The 18927-nt window shown below is 59.9% G+C and carries 17 protein-coding genes and 1 tRNA gene; 12 read left to right on the forward strand and 6 right to left on the reverse strand.

What is annotated here, in order from left to right; translation table 11 throughout:
- Positions 1-55: 55 nt before the first annotated feature.
- A complete protein-coding gene (locus FHX08_RS11130; RefSeq protein ID WP_112565748.1) occupies positions 56-637 on the forward strand; it encodes an NYN domain-containing protein in 582 nt (193 codons plus the stop codon).
- Positions 638-674: 37 nt separating this feature from the next.
- On the opposite strand, the gene smpB is transcribed toward FHX08_RS11130, so the two are convergent.
- Both smpB and dapA read right to left on the reverse strand, forming a co-directional pair.
- Positions 675-1154 carry an SsrA-binding protein SmpB gene (gene smpB / locus FHX08_RS11135; protein WP_132650999.1) on the reverse strand — a complete coding sequence of 160 codons (480 nt, stop codon included), beginning with the start codon at positions 1152-1154 and terminating at the stop codon, positions 675-677.
- A 100-nt stretch (positions 1155-1254) separates the two neighbouring features.
- On the reverse strand, positions 1255-2139 hold the full coding sequence (gene dapA / locus FHX08_RS11140) for a 4-hydroxy-tetrahydrodipicolinate synthase (protein ID WP_132650998.1): 885 nt from the start codon (positions 2137-2139) through the stop codon (positions 1255-1257).
- Between the two features lie 215 nt (positions 2140-2354).
- Between dapA and FHX08_RS11145 the strand changes: the two genes are divergently transcribed.
- Both FHX08_RS11145 and FHX08_RS11150 read left to right on the forward strand, forming a co-directional pair.
- Positions 2355-4433, forward strand: coding sequence for a lytic transglycosylase domain-containing protein (locus FHX08_RS11145; RefSeq protein WP_184327180.1), 2079 nt, complete (start codon positions 2355-2357; stop codon positions 4431-4433).
- Positions 4434-4496: 63 nt separating this feature from the next.
- Positions 4497-5390 carry an alpha/beta fold hydrolase gene (locus FHX08_RS11150; protein WP_184327181.1) on the forward strand — a complete coding sequence of 298 codons (894 nt, stop codon included), beginning with the start codon at positions 4497-4499 and terminating at the stop codon, positions 5388-5390.
- 118 nt (positions 5391-5508) lie between these two features.
- Here FHX08_RS11150 and FHX08_RS11155 read toward each other — a convergent pair whose 3' ends face one another.
- Positions 5509-6537 carry a porin gene (locus FHX08_RS11155; RefSeq protein ID WP_132650995.1) on the reverse strand — a complete coding sequence of 343 codons (1029 nt, stop codon included), beginning with the start codon at positions 6535-6537 and terminating at the stop codon, positions 5509-5511.
- Between the two features lie 728 nt (positions 6538-7265).
- Between FHX08_RS11155 and FHX08_RS32035 the strand changes: the two genes are divergently transcribed.
- Both FHX08_RS32035 and FHX08_RS11160 read left to right on the forward strand, forming a co-directional pair.
- On the forward strand, positions 7266-7631 hold the full coding sequence (locus tag FHX08_RS32035; RefSeq protein ID WP_132650994.1) for a hypothetical protein: 366 nt from the start codon (positions 7266-7268) through the stop codon (positions 7629-7631).
- A 93-nt stretch (positions 7632-7724) separates the two neighbouring features.
- Positions 7725-7871, forward strand: coding sequence for a hypothetical protein (locus tag FHX08_RS11160; RefSeq protein ID WP_165911817.1), 147 nt, complete (start codon positions 7725-7727; stop codon positions 7869-7871).
- 47 nt (positions 7872-7918) lie between these two features.
- Here FHX08_RS11160 and FHX08_RS11165 read toward each other — a convergent pair.
- From FHX08_RS11165 to FHX08_RS11175, 3 genes are all read right to left on the reverse strand, one after another.
- Positions 7919-8009, reverse strand: a tRNA-Ser gene (locus FHX08_RS11165).
- A gap of 139 nt (positions 8010-8148) precedes the next feature.
- Entirely contained in the window at positions 8149-9366 is a 1218-nt protein-coding gene (locus FHX08_RS11170; protein WP_132650993.1) for an NAD(P)/FAD-dependent oxidoreductase, read from the reverse strand.
- An 88-nt stretch (positions 9367-9454) separates the two neighbouring features.
- Entirely contained in the window at positions 9455-10570 is a 1116-nt protein-coding gene (locus tag FHX08_RS11175; RefSeq protein ID WP_132650992.1) for a Gfo/Idh/MocA family protein, read from the reverse strand.
- A gap of 207 nt (positions 10571-10777) precedes the next feature.
- On the opposite strand from FHX08_RS11175, the gene FHX08_RS11180 reads away from it, so the two are divergent.
- The 7 genes from FHX08_RS11180 (at position 10778) to FHX08_RS11210 (ending at position 18918) form a co-directional block, all read left to right on the forward strand.
- A complete protein-coding gene (locus FHX08_RS11180; RefSeq protein WP_132650991.1) occupies positions 10778-11650 on the forward strand; it encodes a MurR/RpiR family transcriptional regulator in 873 nt (290 codons plus the stop codon).
- Positions 11651-11743: 93 nt separating this feature from the next.
- The gene (gene iolC / locus FHX08_RS11185; RefSeq protein ID WP_132650990.1) at positions 11744-13675 is read left to right on the forward strand and encodes a bifunctional 5-dehydro-2-deoxygluconokinase/5-dehydro-2-deoxyphosphogluconate aldolase; all 1932 of its coding nucleotides are present in this window, start codon (positions 11744-11746) and stop codon (positions 13673-13675) included.
- A gap of 193 nt (positions 13676-13868) precedes the next feature.
- Positions 13869-15719: a 3D-(3,5/4)-trihydroxycyclohexane-1,2-dione acylhydrolase (decyclizing) gene (iolD, locus tag FHX08_RS11190; protein WP_132650989.1), complete on the forward strand. Its 1851-nt coding sequence runs from the start codon at positions 13869-13871 to the stop codon at positions 15717-15719.
- 66 nt (positions 15720-15785) lie between these two features.
- A complete protein-coding gene (iolE, locus tag FHX08_RS11195) occupies positions 15786-16703 on the forward strand; it encodes a myo-inosose-2 dehydratase (protein ID WP_132650988.1) in 918 nt (305 codons plus the stop codon).
- Positions 16704-16899: 196 nt separating this feature from the next.
- On the forward strand, positions 16900-17697 hold the full coding sequence (gene iolB / locus FHX08_RS11200) for a 5-deoxy-glucuronate isomerase (RefSeq protein WP_132650987.1): 798 nt from the start codon (positions 16900-16902) through the stop codon (positions 17695-17697).
- Positions 17698-17788: 91 nt separating this feature from the next.
- Entirely contained in the window at positions 17789-18034 is a 246-nt protein-coding gene (locus tag FHX08_RS11205) for a DUF1127 domain-containing protein (RefSeq protein WP_132650986.1), read from the forward strand.
- A 50-nt stretch (positions 18035-18084) separates the two neighbouring features.
- Positions 18085-18918 carry a helix-turn-helix transcriptional regulator gene (locus tag FHX08_RS11210; protein WP_132650985.1) on the forward strand — a complete coding sequence of 278 codons (834 nt, stop codon included), beginning with the start codon at positions 18085-18087 and terminating at the stop codon, positions 18916-18918.
- The last annotated feature ends 9 nt before the right edge of the window (positions 18919-18927 follow it).

Below are 18927 nucleotides of genomic sequence, written 5' to 3' on the forward strand. Positions count from 1 at the left end.
TTTTATTGGCTAAGTGGCTTATGGATTTAGATTACTCTCTTTGGATTGGTAAGCGATGTTTGACCCACGCGAGAAAATTGCACTATTCATAGACGGCGCCAACCTCTACGCTGCATCCAAAAGTCTGGGCTTTGATATCGACTACCGCAAACTCTTGAAAGCATTCCAGAAACGCGGATATCTGCTGCGTGCTTACTACTATACCGCGCTGATCGAAGACCAGGAATATTCCTCGATCCGTCCCCTTATCGACTGGCTGGATTATAACGGCTACAAGGTCGTTACGAAGCCTGCCAAGGAGTTTACCGACTCCATGGGGCGCCGCAAGATCAAGGGCAATATGGACATCGAGCTCGCGATCGATGCCATGGAGCAGTCCGAAACGGTCGACCATCTCGTCATCTTCTCCGGCGACGGCGATTTCACCACTCTGGTCGAAGCGCTGCAACGCAAGGGACGTAAGGTTTCAGTCATTTCGACCATGTCGACCCAGCCGCCGATGATCGCCGACGACCTGCGTCGCCAGGCCGATCACTTCATCGATCTACTGTCGCTAAAAGCTGAGATCGGCCGGGATCCTTCCGAGCGCCCTCCGCGTCCTGCTGAAGTGGCACCAGCCAGCGATTTCGAGGACTGAAGCCTTATTCGCGAATAGCGAATGCTACAGGAAATGATCAGCCGTTGCCTTTCAACAGACGGCTCTTCTGCCTGTTCCAATCGCGCTCCTTCTCGGATTCGCGCTTGTCATGAAGCTTCTTGCCCTTCGCGAGTGCCAGCTCAAGCTTGGCGCGGCCGCGATCGTTGAAGTAGATCTTCATCGGGATCAGCGTCATGCCTTCGCGGTTGATGCCCGCGCGCAGGCGGTTGATCTCGCGTCCAGACAAAAGAAGCTTGCGGCGGCGGCGCGGCTCGTGGTTGAAGCGGTTCGCCTGCAGATATTCCGGCAGATAGGAATTGATCAGCCAGATTTCGCCATCCTCATCCGAAGCGTAGGATTCGGCGATATTGGCCTTGCCTTCGCGCAATGACTTGACCTCGGTGCCCTTCAGCACCAGGCCCGCCTCATAGGTATCGATGATCTCATAGTTGAAGCGGGCCTTGCGGTTTTCCGCGACGACCTTCTTCACGATGCGCTGGCTGCCTTTGGGGGCCATGACGATAATTCCATTCAGGGGCGCGAATTCCGCACCCTTATTTCCTGTCATCTATGTAAGAGAACGGCCCGATCTTGTGAAGATGGGCCGGTTATCAGCCTCAGTTGAGCAAGCCGGCGTGACGCATGGCAGCGTCGATCGCCGCCTCCGTCGACGGCTCCAGTGAGGACATCAGCGGCGAGCGTACGTTGCGGCTCATTCGGCCGAGCTTCGACAGGCCGTATTTCGCGCCGCAGACGCCGGGCTCCATGAAGACCGCCTTGTGCAGCGGCATCAACCGGTCCTGCAGTTCCAGCGCCTTGGCATAGTTGCCGGCAATCGTCGCAGCCTGGAACTCCGCACAGAGACGCGGCGCGATATTGGCCGTCACTGAGATGCAGCCGACGCCGCCGTGAGCATTGAAGCCGAGCGCCGTCGCATCCTCGCCGGAGAGCTGCTGGAACTCCTTTCCGCAAGTGATGCGCTGCTCGGAGACGCGCTCGATCTTGCCGGTCGCATCCTTGACGCCGACGATATTCTTGTGTGCTTTCGCAAGCGCGCCCATCGTCTCCGGTGTCATGTCGATAACCGAACGGCCGGGGATATTGTAGATATAGATCGGCAGCTTAACAGCTTCGGCGATTGCCGAATAATGGGCGATCAGACCCTTCTGCGTCGGCTTGTTGTAATAGGGGGTAACGACGAGGACGGCGTCGGCACCAACCTTTTCGGCATGTTGGGCAAGCTCGATCGCTTCGCGCGTATTGTTCGAGCCGGCGCCAGCCATGACCGGCACGCGTTTGCCCGCGACTTCGATGCAGAGTTCCACTACCCGTTTGTGCTCGGCATGCGACAGCGTCGGTGACTCACCGGTCGTGCCGACCGGAACGAGGCCGCTGCTGCCCTCCCCGATCTGCCACGAGACATGAGCGGCGAAGCTGTCTTCGTCAATCAGGCCGGCGTCGGTGAAGGGAGTGACGAGAGCGGGGATGGACCCATTGAACATGCAAAGCTCCTCACGGCTGATAACCTTGCTTCAGCCGCATTCCATGAATAAGAGTTGTGCACCATAGAGCGGCAATATGGCCGCGACAAGCGCGCATAGATCGGTTTAGGGCAAATTCCGATAGCAAATGTGAATGAATTTTACCGGATTTGGTAAGGTTTCGTTAAGGTGCCTCCAGCCAAATGGAAGGGCATGTTTTCGTTGCGGGTAACCTAATGAAGAGAGCCGTTTTGATCCTGTCTGCCTTCGGTCTGGTGGCCGCGGCCTGGGGCAGCGCTGCATCGCAGCTGCCCGGCGAAGGCGCTCCCGTACCCACCGTCAAGCCGCTGGCTTTCGTGCCGGAAACCGCCTCTTTCCCCGAGGCGATCACCACCGGCGCAATCCCGCGCAACCCGGCGATCGCGCCCGTCAACAGCGATTTGAAGGCGGGCCTCGATGCGCTCTCCAACAAGGATCCGCAGCAGGCGCTCGCCATCCGCAACACCATGACGGCGGGAACGCTCGACCGTCATATCCTGACCTGGGCAATCGCCACCTCCGGCCTAAAGGGCGTCCCTTCGTATGAGATCGCCAGTGCCTCGGACGAGCTGAAGGGATGGCCGGGTCTGGAACGTCTGCGCGGCAATTCCGAACGGGCGCTTTATGACGAGAATCCCGCCCCTGCGGCGATACTGAATGCCTTCGGCGATACGGCGCCCGAGACGCCGCAGGGTGCGATGATCCTATCGCGTGCGCTAGTGGCGACCGGCAAGTCTGCGCAAGCAGCAAAATATATCGGCAAGATCTGGCGCGGGCAGGTGCTCGACAAGGCAACCGAAGACAAGATCCTGGCCGAATTTGCCGGCCTGCTGACCGTCGCGGACCATAAGACGCGGATGGATTACCTGATGTATCGCGGGCGGGTGGCGCAGGCCAAGCGCTTCGGCGACATGGGGCAGGCGCAGTCGCTCTACAAGGCCTGGGCTGCCGTCGACAACAATGCGGGTAATGCCGGTGCATTGCTGAATGCTGTCGAAGCCAAATGGCGCAGCGATCCAGGCTTTCTCTTCGCGCGCATCGAATATCTGCGCAAGCAGGACAAGTATCTCGAGGCCGCCAAGCTGCTGCAGCAGATGCCGCGCGACCGAACCGAACTGATGAACTCAGGCGAATGGTGGAACGAGCAGCGGATCGTCAGCCGCGGCCTCGTCGACCAGGGCCAGTTCAAGGCAGCCTACGAGATCGTCGCCGCCTCCGTCGCGACGGTGCCGGCGGATATCGTCGAAGCACAATTCCATGCCGGCTGGTACGCGTTGCGCGGTCTGCAGGACCCGACGACGGCTGAGACACATTTCCGCAAGATCCTGCAGGTTTCCAACGGCCCGCTGTCCGTCTCCCGAGCCTGGTATTGGCTCGGACGCGCTGCGGAGGCTGGCGGGCCGGGCAAAGCCAGTGAATTTTTCGCCAAAGCCGCGAATTTTCCCGGCACTTTCTACGGTCAGCTTGCCGCCGAAAGGCTCGGGCGCAAGACATTGAACGTCACCTATCCGGCGCCGACAGCTGCCGACCGTCAGAACCTGCAGCAGCGTGAGGCCGTGCAGGCAATCGGACGGCTGGAGGCAGCAGGTCATGGTTGGCGTGCGGCAGCCATTTACCTGGCACTTGCCGACCAGCTTCAAAGCCCCGGCGAGCTGGCGATCCTGACGGCCAAGGCCGAGCAGGCGGGCGACCATCACCTTTCGCTGCAGATCGGCAAGATCGCCTATGGACGCGGCATCGATGTCGCAGCACTTGCCTTCCCAGTCGGTGTCATACCCGCCAATGCCAATATTTCCGGCTCGGGCAAGGCACTCGCCTATGCGATCGCCCGGCAGGAAAGCGCCTTCAATCCGGCTGCCGTTTCCGCCGCCAACGCCCGCGGCCTGCTTCAGCTTTTGCCTGGCACCGCTCAGGCCGTCGCCAAGCGGCACAACATCACCTATTCCAAGGACAAGCTGACGGCCGACGCCGGCTATAACGCGACGCTCGGCGCGCATTATCTCGGCGAACAGATCGAAGCCTTCGGCGGTTCCTATATCCTGACCTTCATCGCCTATAATGCCGGACCGAAGCGCGTGCCGGAATGGATTGGGCGTTATGGCGATCCGCGTGGCAAGCCGGTCGATGAGATCGTCGACTGGATCGAGCGCATCCCCTTTCCCGAAACGCGCAATTATGTGCAGCGGGTGATGGAGAATTACGAGGTCTACAAGGCTCGCCTTGGCCAGACCCCGGATATCGAGCGCGATCTGATCGGCGGGCGCAGCGCGACCTAAGGCCGATTGGCAGGCCTGCCGAAAGCACGTTACATCTCCTCTGGCACACCGGATGGAGATGTCATGCGCGACGAAGACAAGAACGCATTCACCGAAAAATTCTTTACTTCGACTGATGGGTTGAAGCTTTATGCCCGCGACTACCGGGCGGCAAGCCGAGACATCAATCGATTGCCTGTCATCTGCCTGCCGGGCCTTACACGCAATTCTCGCGATTTTCATGAACTTGCCTTGCTGCTGTCACAGGACGCGGCCTCCCCGCGCCGTGTCGTCGCTCTCGATTATCGCGGGCGCGGCATGTCCGAGCGGGATGCGAACACGACGAATTACAATCTGGCGGTCGAATGCGCCGACGTGATTGCCGCCTGCGCCGCACTCGGCATCGACCGCGCCATCTTTATCGGCACATCGCGCGGCGGGCTGATCCTGCATCTGCTGGCGGGAATGAAGCCGGAACTGCTGGCGGGCATAGTTTTTAACGATATCGGACCGGTCATTGAGCCGGTCGGGCTGATGGCGATCAGGGACTATCTCAACCGGGATCGCAAACCTCTTTCCTGGAGTGATGCGGTTGACATCCTCAAGGAGAACTATGCCGCTGCCTTCCCCGTGCTCGCCGTCAACGACTGGCAGAATATGGCGCAGGCCATCTATAGGGAGCAGAACGGCGTACCAGTTGCCGATTGCGATCCTGATATTGCCGAGCAGCTGAAAACAATCGATTTCAGCAAGCCCCTCCCCGACCTTTGGGCGCAGTTCGAGAGCCTGCGTGCCATGCCGCTGCTGGTTATCAGGGGAGAGAATTCCGATCTGCTATCGCCGCAGACAGTGGATGAAATGGCGAAGCGGCATCCTGATATGGTGCAGATCATGGCGAGAGGCCAAGGCCATGCGCCGCTTCTGCATCTGGGAGACATTCCGGACACGATCAGGATGTTTATCGGCAAGCTGAGTTGAGCTTTCGTGATGCCGCCTAGCGCGGACATCAAAACACCACTCGTTATAGTGAAGGCGTCGACCATAAAAAAAGCCCGGCTCAAAAGCCAGGCTTCTCTATGACCGAAGTCAACTCGAATTAGAACGAGCGCTGCAGACGGAAGTAACCGGTCGTGACGTCGTCGCCATCTTCCGGATCCAGGTACTGGACGGAAGCTTTGGCGTAGAAGTTGTCAACGATCTGGTAGTCAACCGTCAAACCGACCTTCCAGGCATCGCCAAGACCGTCGAAGTCGTCAGGAGCGCCAAGCTTGGCCGGGGTGCCCCAGTAGTTACCGTAGTACTGAACACCGGGAGTGATCTTCAGCTTGTCGGTAGCCTTGATGGCGTATTCGGCAGCAACTGCCCATTCAGACTGCGAGTAGTAGGAGTTCGGGCCGCTGGAGTAGACAGCTGCGAGGCCGAGCGTGCCCGGGCCGAGTTCAGCCGTACCCATTGCGCGGATTGCGCCGTCTTCGTTGTCGAAGTCCCAGCCGCCGGTGACCTGGTAGCTGAAGGCGCCAGCCTTGCCGCCGATGCCAAAGGCAACGCCGACGTTGTTCGGCTCTTCGCCAGTCTTGAAGACGCCGTCTTCCAGTTCGTCGACGCTGAGGCCAGCGTAGAAGGAACCGGTTTCGTACTGATAACGGATGGAGTTATGCAGCGTTACGACGGAACCGATATCGTCCGTCTCGCCGGAGAGACCATCGTCCCACCAGGAGTAGAAGAGACCAGCGCGGAAGCCCGCGACGTCGAGGTAAGCGGAGTCGAGCTTAGCAACTTGGGTCGATGCGTTGTCGGCATTGGTCTGAAGAACGATCACGCCAGTGAGCGGGCCGTATTCGGTGTCGCTCTTGGCGGTGAACTGAAGCTGACCGCGGGTTACAGCATCCCAATCCGAGTCGCCGCCGACGTTTTCGCCAGCGTTAACCTGGAAACGGATGTAACCGTTGATCTTCAGGCAGGTTTCCGTGCCAGGGATGTAGAAGTAGCCGGTGCCGTAAGCGTCGCAGACGCGAACGTATTCAACCGGTTCCGGCTCGGCTGCAACGATTGCGTCAGCAGCCTGAGCGCCGGAAACTACTGCCATAGCGGCAGCAGAGCCAAGAAGAAGGCTCTTGATGTTCATAATGACCTCCAATTCAAGTTTCGATCGGAGGTAAGATCACGCCTTACGGCGTTTCCCTGCCCTACCCCCGGTGTTTGAAGAAGTCGGGCGGTCAGGCCCTTGCTTCCGAGGCTGAAAATACAAGACGGCGGCTGTCACGCAATCACCAACTTGTGTTCAAGAGGGGTTTACGAAAGCCTTACCGAAACGCTGTTGCTGAAAGGCCACAAGTTGGGCAATGGGGCCGCCGTTTGTTTAAGCTTTGTTAAGAAAGTTCTTATTTTCCCAGCGTTTATCGGGATTTCACAAGGCGAAGAGGCGCCTACTCGTGCCAAATTGGCACCACTTTCCAGCCAGATTCGGCTTTTCAAGGTGACCGGTTGAGGACTGACGGACGTTCCGCCGTATGAAAAGCCGAAACCGATTTCAGCTTTGGCCGACGCGGGACAACTGATTCCCATACGCGATTCGCCTGGCGAGCATCGCGATGCTGGGACGGCGCGTGCGCCAGGGAGAATTTCGAACAGGGAAAATTGGCAGCGGAAACAGAAGCCGTGCAAAAAACCGCGGCGTTATCAATGGAGAGCAATGGCGGAGAAGATGCCAGCAAGCCGGATCATCATCGTTCCCACTGTGGCCGGCTGGCTGGCGACTCTGGGCCAGGCGATTCCAGGCCGCCGATCGACGAAGTCCGTTCATCGAAGGTTCAGCCCTGAAAGCTCAAGGTGAAAACCTGAGAGGATACGTCGATGAGGAAGCTATTATCAGCACTCGCAGCCGTTGTCCTGGCTGCATCTTTCGCCCTGCCGCTAAAGGCAGCCCCGATCTTTCCGCCGACTCCCGAACAAGTGCAGATCGGCAGTGTCGAGCTGATCCGACACCGGAGCCATCATTGGCGGGCAGATCGCTACTGGAACCACCGTTACGCTTACCGTTCCTGTGGATATTATGGCAGGTGCTACAACAGATACCCTCGGTATTACGGCTATAGGTACCCTGGGTATTACGGCTATCGATATCCCGGGTACTACGGCTACCGCGATTATCCCGGGTATTACGGCTATCGCGATTATTACCATCGCCGGCCAGGAGTGAGTTTATATTTCCGCTTCTAGCCGGTCCTAGCATTTCGCAGGAGGCGGCATGCTTCAACCTCCGGCCTTCAGGACCGATGGCGGTCGCCAACGCCGCCCAAGGCATCTGCCTGAATGCTGCCTGCCCGCTTCAGCGCGGGCGGCATTTTTACGTCCAAAGACGCACCAAAATTCAAGAGAAAAAGAAAAATTACAGCACAAATTCAGCCTAACCCGGCTGCGGCAGGCGAAAATTGTGTGATGGCAACTGTCATGGTCTGATCGGCATCCGCTTCCATCTATCTGATTTCCTTTAATCAAAAGATAGATGGCGGAGAAGATGGGATTCGAACCCACGATACGCTTTTGACGTATACTCCCTTAGCAGGGGAGCGCCTTCGACCACTCGGCCACCTCTCCGGTGGGAGCCCTGATATGGGTATTCTCCCGTACGATCAAGCTTTTTTTGAAGTTTTCACATGTCCTTTATCTAGGTCATCGATAGAATGATGACAGTGCAAAAATACAGGCGCCTCAGAGGCCCTTATGCGGGCAGGCGTCAGACCAGCAATTGCTTCAGATCCGCTGCGGGATCGGCGAGAATGGCGCGGTCGGGATTGATGTCTGATTCCAGCATCTTCTTGCCTGACACGTAAGCTTTCGCATCGTTGATGGCATCGACGGCGATCAGCCTGCCTTCTCGGAAGTACCAGACCGAACTTGCGCCGTCGCGTGCACCGGGTCGCAGCAGCGTGTCGTCATAGCCCATATTGAAGCCGGCGATCTGCAGTTTCACATCATACTGGTCGGACCAGAACCAAGGTTTGGGATCATAGGGATCGTTGCCGCCGGCAATGAGGGCCGCCGCTGCCTCGGCCTGATCCACAGCGTTCTGGACGGATTCGAGCCGAATGCGGCCGCCCCGCCAGGGCAGGCTGGCGCAATCGCCGGCCGCATAGATCGACGGATCCGACGTGCGGGCGAACTCGTCGACGATGATTCCGTTGCCGACGTCGAGCCCCGCCTCCTTGGCGAGAAGATCGTTGGGCACCACGCCAATGCCGACGATGACGAAGTCCACGTCGATGGTGCTCCCATCGGAGAGTTCGGCACCTGCAACGTGGCCGTTCTTGCCGATGAGATGTTTCAGGCCGGTCTTTTCGCGAATCGTCACATCATGGCTCTTATGAATCGCGCGCATGATGTCGGCGGTTTCTTTCGCGGCAACGCGCTGCAGGATGCGGTCGGCCATTTCGATGACGGTCACTTCGAGACCGAGATGGCGGGCGACTGCTGCGGCCTCAAGGCCGATGTAGCCGCCACCGATGATGAGCACGCGACGGCCGGGGCGCATCTCCGCGGCCAGCAGATCGGCATCGCGCTTGTCGCGGGCGATATAGACGCCTTCCAGATCGCCGCCGATCGCTGCCGGCAGCCGGCGAGGCGTCGAGCCTGTTGCGAGCGCCAGCGTGCCGTAATCGAGAACAGAGCCGTCCTGCAGCAGGACCTGTTTGCTCTCGCGCTTGATCTGCTCGGCCCATGTCGACAGGCGGATCTCGACATTATTATCGGGATACCAATGCTCGGGGCGGAACAGCAGGCGGTCGAAGGCCATCTCGCCGAGCAGATATTTCTTCGACAATGGCGGGCGCTGATAGGGAAGCACGTCCTCCGCGCCGATCAGCGTGATCGGACGCTCATCCTTCAGCGTGCGCAACTTGGCGGCCAATGCGAAGCCCGCCTGCCCCGCGCCGATGATTACCAGTCTGTCCGTCACGATGTCACTCCCGAAATATGCGGCCCTTCACCAGAGGCAAGGCCTATCCCCTACCCCGAACGCCGTCAACGGAAGCGAGATCTGTGCTTCAGCCGATCTCGATCCACCGGCGCTCATGGAAAGACTGTGCCATGGCGTGAACCGACTTCTCTATCCTGAGACCGTCTTCGAATGTCACGATAGACGCCGGCTCTCCGGAAATCGCCCGCATCAGCTCGCGGCATTCGATGATCTTCAGGTCATTGAAGCCGAGGCCGTGGCCGGGTGCCGGAATGAAGCGATCATAGGGCTGATGGGCGGGTGCCGCCAGTATCTTGCGGAAGCCCTGTTCGGAGCTGCGCCCCTCGGCCTGGTAGAGCTCGAATTCGTTCATGCGCTCTTGATCGTAGAGGATCGAGCCCTTGGAACCATAGATCTGCAGAGCGATGCGGCCCTTGCGGCCCCAGGCAGCACGGTTTGCCATCAAAACCGCGGAAATGCCGCCACCGAGGCGCATCAGGACATTGGCCGCATCGTGATTCTCCACCGCGCGGCGGCCGCCTTCCTTCACAGGGCGGTCGCCATAGGGCTTCACCATATCGGTGGTGACGGCCTCGACGTGGCCGAAGAGATACCAGAGCAGCGACAGCGGATGGACGGCGAAATCGTCGAGTGCGCCATAACCGGCGGACAGTTCGCTCTTCCAGTAGAAGAAGACATCCGGATCGGCCATGAAATCCTCGTCCATTTCGACGCGGATATGATTGACGGCGCCGATCGCGCCTTCGCCGATCAGCGTCTTTATATGCCGCATGATCGGGTTCTGGATATAATTGTAGCCGAGCACGGCCACCTTGCCGGACTGCCGGGCAACGGCAAGCATGCGTTCGGCATCGGCATAGGCTGGCGCCATCGGCTTTTCGCACCAGACATGCTTGCCGGCCTCAAGGGCCGCGATCGCCATTTCGGCGTGGAACTGGTTGGGTGTCGTGACGGAGACGACATCGACGTCAGGATCGGCAATCAGCGCCCGCCAGTCAGCGGTCGCCTTTTCGAAGCCGAACTCGCTAGCGCGGGCGCGCGCCAGTTCCGCATTGGCCTCGGCGAGATGCACGAGGCGCGGCCGCTCGACATCGCCGAACACGGTTTTCACCGCATTCCATGCCAGCGCATGGCACTTGCCCATATAACCGGTGCCGATCAAACCGATGCCGAGTGGCTTCATATCAAGGTCTCCTCCTCAAATTTCGCGAATTTTTGGAATATTTGGACCGTTTTGACAAGCATGTCCTGAAGCATCACTTCACTCCGCCTCGCGCTAGGCTGTCCAAAACCGTTGAAATTCATGGGATTAAAAACAATTAGGCGCTCCGCACGAAATCGTCTATGCTTCGAAATATGGAATATTTGTTTCATCTCCCGAGCCGTCAGCATGGATAGTGATCCCCAGAGAGCGCGTGTGCCACGCGATTTCGAAAGCCTACGCAGCACCATCATCGAACGCAAGGCGAGCATGCCGAAGCGGTTGGCGCAGGTCGCCGCCTTCGCGCTCGGCAATCCCGATGAAATCGCCTTCGGCACGACGGCAAGCATTGCCGCCGCTTCGGACGTGCAGCCCTCCACGCTGGTGCGCCTTGCCCACCACCTCGGTTATGAAGGCTTCTCCGACCTTCAGAGCATTTTTCGCGAGCGGCTGCGCGACCGGACGCTGAGCTATGAGGAGCGCCTCGTCACGCTGGAGCAGTCCGGCGGGGATGACGAAGATGCCACCCTGCTTGCCGGCTTCATCTCCGCCGCAAGCCAGTCCGTGAACCGGCTTGCAGCGACGGTGCAAACCGACACCTTCGCCAAGGCGGTCGATATTCTGGCGAGTGCCGAGACCATCTACCTCATCGCCAAGCGGCGTTCCTATCCGCTGACGGCGCATATGACCTACGCTTTTTCCAAGCTGCACATTCGCCACCAGATCGTTGCCTCGCCGAATGGCGTCGATCCGGAGATGGTGCAATTCGCGACACCGCGCGATGCGGCGATTGCGGCGAGCTTCTCGCCCTATGCCGCCGACAGTCTCAGCCAAAGCCAGGAGTTGGCCGATCGCGGCGTGCCGGTCATCGCGATCACCGATTCGGCCTTTTCGCCGCTGGCCGCCTGCGCGACACATTGGTTCGAAGTGGCAGAGGCTGATTTCGGCGGTTTTCGTTCGCTCTCCGCATCGATGGCGCTCACCATGGCGCTGCCGGTCGCCATTGCCGAGCGGCGACGCAAGCTGCAGCATTCCAAATCCGCAAAGGCAAAAATGGAATAAATATTCCGAATTGACAAAGATACGGAACCGATGTTTCATTATTAGAAATTCGCGGGCATACCGGACCGTGTAAGAAACTAGCGGGAGGACATCATGGTACAATCGAATCCGGACGCGCCGGAGCCGTCTCTTGACGTGATCACCATCGGCCGATCCTCCGTCGACCTCTACGGCCAGCAGATCGGCTCACGGCTCGAAGATATCGGTTCGTTTGCCAAGTCCGTCGGCGGCTGCCCGGCCAATATCGCGATCGGCACGGCAAGGCTCGGGCTGAAATCGGCATTGATCACCCGCGTCGGCGCCGAGCAGATGGGCCGCTTCATCATCGAACAGTCGGCGCGCGAAGGCGTCGAGACCAAGGGCATCAAGACGGACAAGGACCGGTTGACGGCGCTGGTGCTGTTGGCGGTGGAGGCCGAAGGCGTTTCGCCGATGATCTTCTACCGGTCCGACTGCGCCGATATGGCGCTCGACGAAGACGATATAGACGAGGATTTCATCAAGTCCTCGCGCGCGGTACTCGTCTCGGGCACGCATTTCTCCCGCCAGAATACGGAAGCCGCACAGCGCAAGGCGATCCGCATTGCCAAGGCCAATGGCCGCAAGGTGATCTTCGATATCGATTACCGACCGAACCTCTGGGGCCTTGCCGGCCATGCCGAGGGCTTCGAGCGTTACGTGAAGTCCGACCGCGTGTCCTCGAAGATGAAGGAGACGCTGCCGGACTGCGATCTGATCGTCGGCACCGAGGAAGAAATCTTGATTGCGTCGGGCGCGGACGATGTTCTGGCCGCACTGAAGGAAATCCGCCGCATCTCTCCGGCAACCATCGTGCTGAAGCGCGGGGCCATGGGCTGTATCGTCTATGACGGCCCAATCAGCGACAATCTGGAAGACGGCATCGTCGGTCAGGGTTTTCCGATCGAAGTGTTCAACGTACTCGGCGCCGGTGACGCCTTCATGTCCGGCCTGCTGCGCGGGTGGCTGAAAGATGAGCCGCTTAAGACCTGCGCCACCTGGGCGAATGCCTGTGGCGCCTTTGCCGTCTCCCGGCTGCTCTGCTCGCCGGAATATCCGACCTGGGCGGAGCTCGACTTCTTCCTCAAGAACGGCAGCAAACATCGCGCGCTGCGCAAGGACGAGGCGATCAATCATATTCACTGGGCCTCGACCCGCAAGGGCGAGATACCGCTGCTGATGGCGCTGGCAGTCGATCATCGTTCGCAATTGACCAGTGTCTGCGATGAACTTGGCGTCGATTACAAGCAGATCGTCGCCTTCAAACGGCTTGCCGTGGAAGCCGCGGCACGCGTTGCCGATGGCCGTCGAGGTTACGGCATGCTGATCGACGAGCGCTTCGGCCGCGATGCCTTCTTCGATGCAGCCACCAAGAATTTCACCTGGATCGGCCGCCCGGTCGAGCTTCCGGGTTCCAAGCCGCTGCGATTCGAATTCAGTCAGGATATCGGCTCGCAACTGGTGGAATGGCCACTCGACCATTGCATCAAATGCCTGTGCTTCTATCATCCGGTCGATCCAGCCGACTTGAAGACGGAACAGCAGGAGAAACTGCGCACGCTTTTTGAAGCGGCTCGCAAGGTCGGACGCGAGTTGCTGGTCGAGATCATCTCCAGCAAGAACGGGCCGCTGACCGATGATACGGTTTCGACTGCGCTCGAAGAGCTTTATGCGCTCGGCATCAAGCCGGACTGGTGGAAGCTGGAACCGCAGGCCTCGACCGGCGCCTGGAGGAAAATCGATGCAGTGATTGCCAAAAATGATCCGTTGTGCCGCGGTATCGTGCTGCTGGGGCTGGAGGCCCCTGCGGACGAGCTGGTGAGGGGATTCGAGGCAACGCTGGCTGCCCCTTCGGTCAAGGGCTTTGCGGTTGGTCGCACGATCTTTGCCGAGGCGGCGCGCGGCTGGCTTTCGGGCAAGATCAATGACGAGGAAGCGATCACCGATATGGCAGGCCGCTTCAAACAATTGACAGAGGCCTGGCTGAAAACGCGCGGGCTTCGGTAGAAGTAGATTTAGACCCCTTCCCAACCCCTCCCCACAAGGGAGGACTTAACTTGGGGCACCGCCTAACGCCACAGCAAGCGTCCTCTGGATGAAATGTTGCAGCGGAATGCGGAGAGCCCGGCAGGTTAGCCCCCCCCCTTGTGAGGAGGGGTTGGGGAGGAGAACAGATAGAGCGAAGGTTCGGGAGGACCCGATGAGTAAGACAATCCGTTTGACGATGGCGCAGGCCGTCGCGCATTTCCTCAAAAAGCAGATGACGATCGTCGACGGCAAGAAAGTGCCGATCTTCGGCGGCGTCTGGGCAATCTTCGGCCACGGCAATGTCGCGGGCATGGGCGAAGCGCTCTATCAAGTGCGTCAGGAACTGCCGACCTACCGCGCTCATAACGAACAGGGCATGGCCCATGCGGCAATCGCCTATGCCAAGGCGAGCTTCCGCAAGCGTTTCATGGCCTGCACGACCTCGATCGGCCCCGGCGCGCTGAACATGGTGACGGCGGCTGGTGTGGCGCATGTGAACCGCATCCCGGTCCTCTTCCTGCCCGGCGACATCTTCGCCAATCGCGCGCCCGATCCGGTGCTGCAGCAGATCGAGGATTTCGGCGACGGCACGGTATCGGCCAACGATGCCTTCCGCCCGGTCTCGCGCTATTTCGACCGCATCACCCGGCCGGAACAGATTATCACGGCCTTGAAGCGCGCCATGCAGGTGCTGACCGATCCGCTCGATTGCGGCCCGGTGACGCTGTCGCTCTGCCAGGATGTTCAGGCGGAGGCCTTCGACTATCCGGAGAGCCTGTTCGACGAGAAGGTCTGGACGGTGCGCCGTCCGCAGCCGGATGCCGATGAGCTTGCCAATGCGATCGCACTGATCAAGGCGTCGAAGAAGCCGGTCATCGTTGCCGGCGGCGGTGTTCTCTATTCGCAGGCGACCAAGGAGCTTGCAGCTTTTGCCGAGACACACGGCGTTCCCGTCGTCGTGACGCAGGCGGGCAAATCGGCGATCGACGAGCGCCATCCGCTGGCGCTCGGCTCGGTGGGGGTGACCGGCACCTCGGCCGCCAATGCCATCGCCGAGGAAACCGATCTGGTGATTGCCGTCGGCACGCGCTGCCAGGATTTCACGACGGGCTCCTGGGCGCTCTTCAAGAATGAAGGTTTCAAGCTGCTCAGCCTCAATATCGCAGCCTATGATGCGCTGAAGCATGACAGCCATCCGCTCGTCGCCGATGCCCGCGAAGGGCTGAAGGCGCTCTCTGCGGGTCTCTCCGGCTGGAAGGCGCCGGCGGCACTCGCCGAGAAGGCTGCTAGGGAAAAGAACATCTGGATGGAGGCTGCCGCCAAGGCCATGGGCACCACCAATGCCGCCCTGCCCTCCGATGCGCAGGTCATCGGCGCGGTCGCTCGCTCGATCGGCGGCGAGAAGACCACGCTGCTTTGCGCCGCCGGCGGTCTGCCGGGCGAATTGCACAAGCTGTGGCCGGCCACCGTTCCCGGCAGCTACCACATGGAATACGGCTTCTCCTGCATGGGCTATGAAATCGCCGGCGGCCTCGGTGCCAAGATGGCGCATCCGGAAAAGGAAGTCGTCGTCATGGTCGGCGACGGTTCCTACATGATGCTGAATTCCGAGCTCGCGACCTCGGTCATGCTCGGCTTGAAGCTCAATATCGTGCTGCTCGATAACCGAGGTTACGGCTGCATCAACCGCCTGCAGATGGCAACCGGCGGCGCCAACTTCAACAATCTCTTGAAGGACGCCTATCACGAGGTCATGCCGGAGATCGATTTCCGCGCGCATGCGGAAGCGATGGGCGCCATCGCGGTAAAGGTGTCCTCGATTGCCGAGCTCGAACAGGCGATCGCCGATTCAAAGAAAAACGATCGCACCTCGGTCTTCGTCATCGACACCGATCCGTTGATCACGACCGATGCCGGTGGCCACTGGTGGGATGTCGCGGTGCCGGAAGTCAGCCCTCGTGGTGAGGTCAACAAGGCGCACGAAGCCTATGTGAAAGCACGCGCGGCCCAGCGCGTCGGCTGATCGATCATTCTCAATTTTCTGGAGGAGCGGAAACGCTCCTCCACACTATTTTCAAGGAGACCATAGATGAAGGCCAAGCTCGGCATGTCGCCCATCGCCTGGTGGAACGACGACCTTCCCGAACTCAGCGACGATGTATCCCTCGAAGAATGCCTGCGGCAGTCGCGCACCGCCGGCTTTACCGGCATGGAGCAGGGTCGCCGTTTCCCCAGCAATCCTCAGGAAATGCTGCCGATCCTGCGCGCGGCCGATGTGACGCTCTGCGGCGGCTGGTTCTCCGGCACGCTGGTCAATGAGGAACTTGCGGCCAACAAGGACCGCATCCAGCCGATGATCGAGCTCTTCAAGGCCGTCAATGCGCCCTGCATCGTCTATGGCGAAGTCGGCCGCTCCATCCAGGGCGATCGCTCCAAGCCGCTCGCGACCAAGCCGCGCCTTGCCGATGACGAGATGAAGGCCTATGCGCGCCGCGTCACCGAATTCGGCGAATGGTGCGCCGATCAGGGTATGCCGCTTTCCTACCACCACCATATGGCCGCAGTCGTGGAAACCGAGCCGGAACTCGACGCCTTCATGAAGAATTCAGGCGAAGGCATTCCGTTGCTGCTCGATGCCGGACATCTCGCCTTTGCCGGCGGCGACGTGCTGCGCGCGATCGACAACCACCACGCGCGCATCAACCATGTGCACGTCAAGGATATCCGCAAGGCCGTCGTTGAGGGGCTCGATCGCAGCAAGCAATCCTTCCTCGATGCGGTGGCGCTCGGCGCCTTCACCGTGCCGGGCGACGGCTCGCTCGATTTCGGCGCGATCGTCAAGCGGTTCGCCGATTACGGTTATGAAGGCTGGTTCGTCGTCGAGGCCGAGCAGGATCCGCGCAAGGCACCGCCGCAGAAGATGGCGGAGATCGGTCATGCCGAATTGATGCGGGTGATGACGGCGGCTGGTTATACGGTGGAGACGGAAGGTTTCCCGAAGGGGTAACGGAACAGAAAGACCCCTCCCCAACCCCTCCCCACAAGGGGGAGGGGCCGAACGAGCCTCCCCATAAGTGCCACAAGCGATCTTTGCAAAAGTCACTGCGGGGATGTGGAGGGAGACGGTGCGTGAGACTTAGCCCCTCCCCCTTGTGGGGAGGGTTGGGGAGGGGAATTTTCCAGGTAACGGAGGAGAAACACCAATGCCAAATCTCAAGGTGAAACCGTCTGGCAAGAATGGCCGAGTCACGCATGTCACGCCGGAAAACGCCGGCTGGACCTATGTCGGCTTCGACCTGTACCGCCTGAAACCGGGCGAGACGGCCTCCGGCGAAACCGGCGAGCGGGAAGTCTGCCTCGTCTGGGTGAGCGGCAAGGGCAAGGCTTCGGCCGGCACGAAGGATTTCGGCACGCTTGGCGAGCGCATGAGCCCCTTCGACGGCGCGCCGCATGCTCTTTATATCCCAATGGAATCGGCATGGTCTGTCACGGCCGAGACGGATCTTGAGCTTGCCGTCTGCTCGGCACCCGGCGGCGGCACCTATGAGGCCAAGGCCATTCCGCCCGGCACACATCCGCCGCTGACCCGCGGCAAGGGCACCAACGTGCGCTACGTCAACAATATCATGCCGGAAGACGATAGTTCGGCACATTCGCTGCTCGTCGTCGAGGTGATCACGCCGGGTGGCCACACCTCCTCCTATCCGCCGCACAAGCATGATCAGGACAACCTTCCGCACGAAAGCCTGCTAGAAGAGACCTATTACCACCGGCTCAACCCGCCGCAGGGCTTCGGCTTCCAGCGCGTCTATACCGACGACCGCTCGCTCGATGAGGCGATGGTGGTGGAAGACGGCGACGTGACGCTGGTGCCCAGGGGTTATCACCCGTGTGCGGCAACGCATGGCTATGATCTCTATTATCTCAATGTCATGGCAGGGCCGAAGCGCATCTGGAAGTTTTACAATGCGCCTGAGCATGAGTGGCTGCTGAAAGCCTGATACGGCGGCAGATCGCTAAATATTCTGACAGCGGGCGGGCCGTGCAGATGGTTCAATGCCTCCATCCAAACGCAATGGATGGAGGAACACCATGCGCAGCCCAGATCTTACATTCTGCACTCAGACCAACCGCCAGACGGAAACGCCGCAATCCAGGCTTATTGCCGGCCTTGCTGACGGATTCCGCTGGATGGCGCGCAAACTCGCCGAGCAGCGCCGCCGCAGTGCCGTCATGGAACTGTCCGACGATCAGCTGAAGGATATTGGCCTCTCCCGCGGCCAGATCGAAAGTGACGTGCATGTCTCAAGCCACTACTGGAACAACAAGGGATTGTGATAGGGTGATGCGGCGGGCAACGCTCGCCGCGCAAAAACCCGGAAAGACCGATGTCGCAATTTTCGACCGCATTGCTCTTGAAGACGAAGACTGTCGCGATCCGTGACGTTGTCTGCAATGGCGAATGCCGTCACAAGAGCGATGAGGAATGCGCGCATAAGACCAGCCTCGTCTATCCCTATCGCGGCGTCTTCATGCGCCATGTCGGGCGCAATGACACTGTGGCAGAAGCCAATCAGATGTTGTTCTTCAATGCCGGGCAAGGATACCGCATCAGCCATCCCGTCGACGGTGGCGATGCCTGCATCGATCTGTCGATCGATCAGGCCCTGCTTGCCGAGCTTGCACCGAGGGATCAGGTGCAGGCCGGTGAGCTGTTCGGTTTCAAACGCCAGCGCCGTCGTATCGATCCGCGCGCACAGGCGCTCGTTGCGCTTCTTCGCCATGGCTTACGCCGTGGTGCCGCAGAGACGCTGGAGGCGGAAACGCTGGCGCTAACCCTTGTGCACCGCTCTCTCGGCGAGCGCACCTCGCATGCAGCGGGTGCCAGCGCCGGGCGACAGAAGCTTGTCGACCGGGCGAAGCTCGTGCTCTCCTCTGATCTCGCGCGACGCTGGACGCTCGCTGATATCGCCACGGAGGTCGGCGTTTCACCTGTTTATCTCACACAGGTCTTCCAGCAGGTAGAGGCTATTCCGCTCTATCGCTACCAGCTCCGGCTTCGGCTTGCCCGCGCGCTCGATCTTCTCGCCGAGTATGAGGATCTGACGGCGCTAGGGCTCGATCTCGGCTTTTCCAGCCACAGCCATTTCACCTCATCCTTCCGCCAGACCTATGGTCAGACACCGGCGGAGTTCCAACGCGCAACGCGGCTTCGGGCTTAAAGTCGCTAA

The sequence above is a fragment of the Rhizobium sp. BK529 genome (genome assembly GCF_014194105.1).
In the GTDB taxonomy this organism is placed as follows: Bacteria; Pseudomonadota; Alphaproteobacteria; order Rhizobiales; family Rhizobiaceae; genus Rhizobium.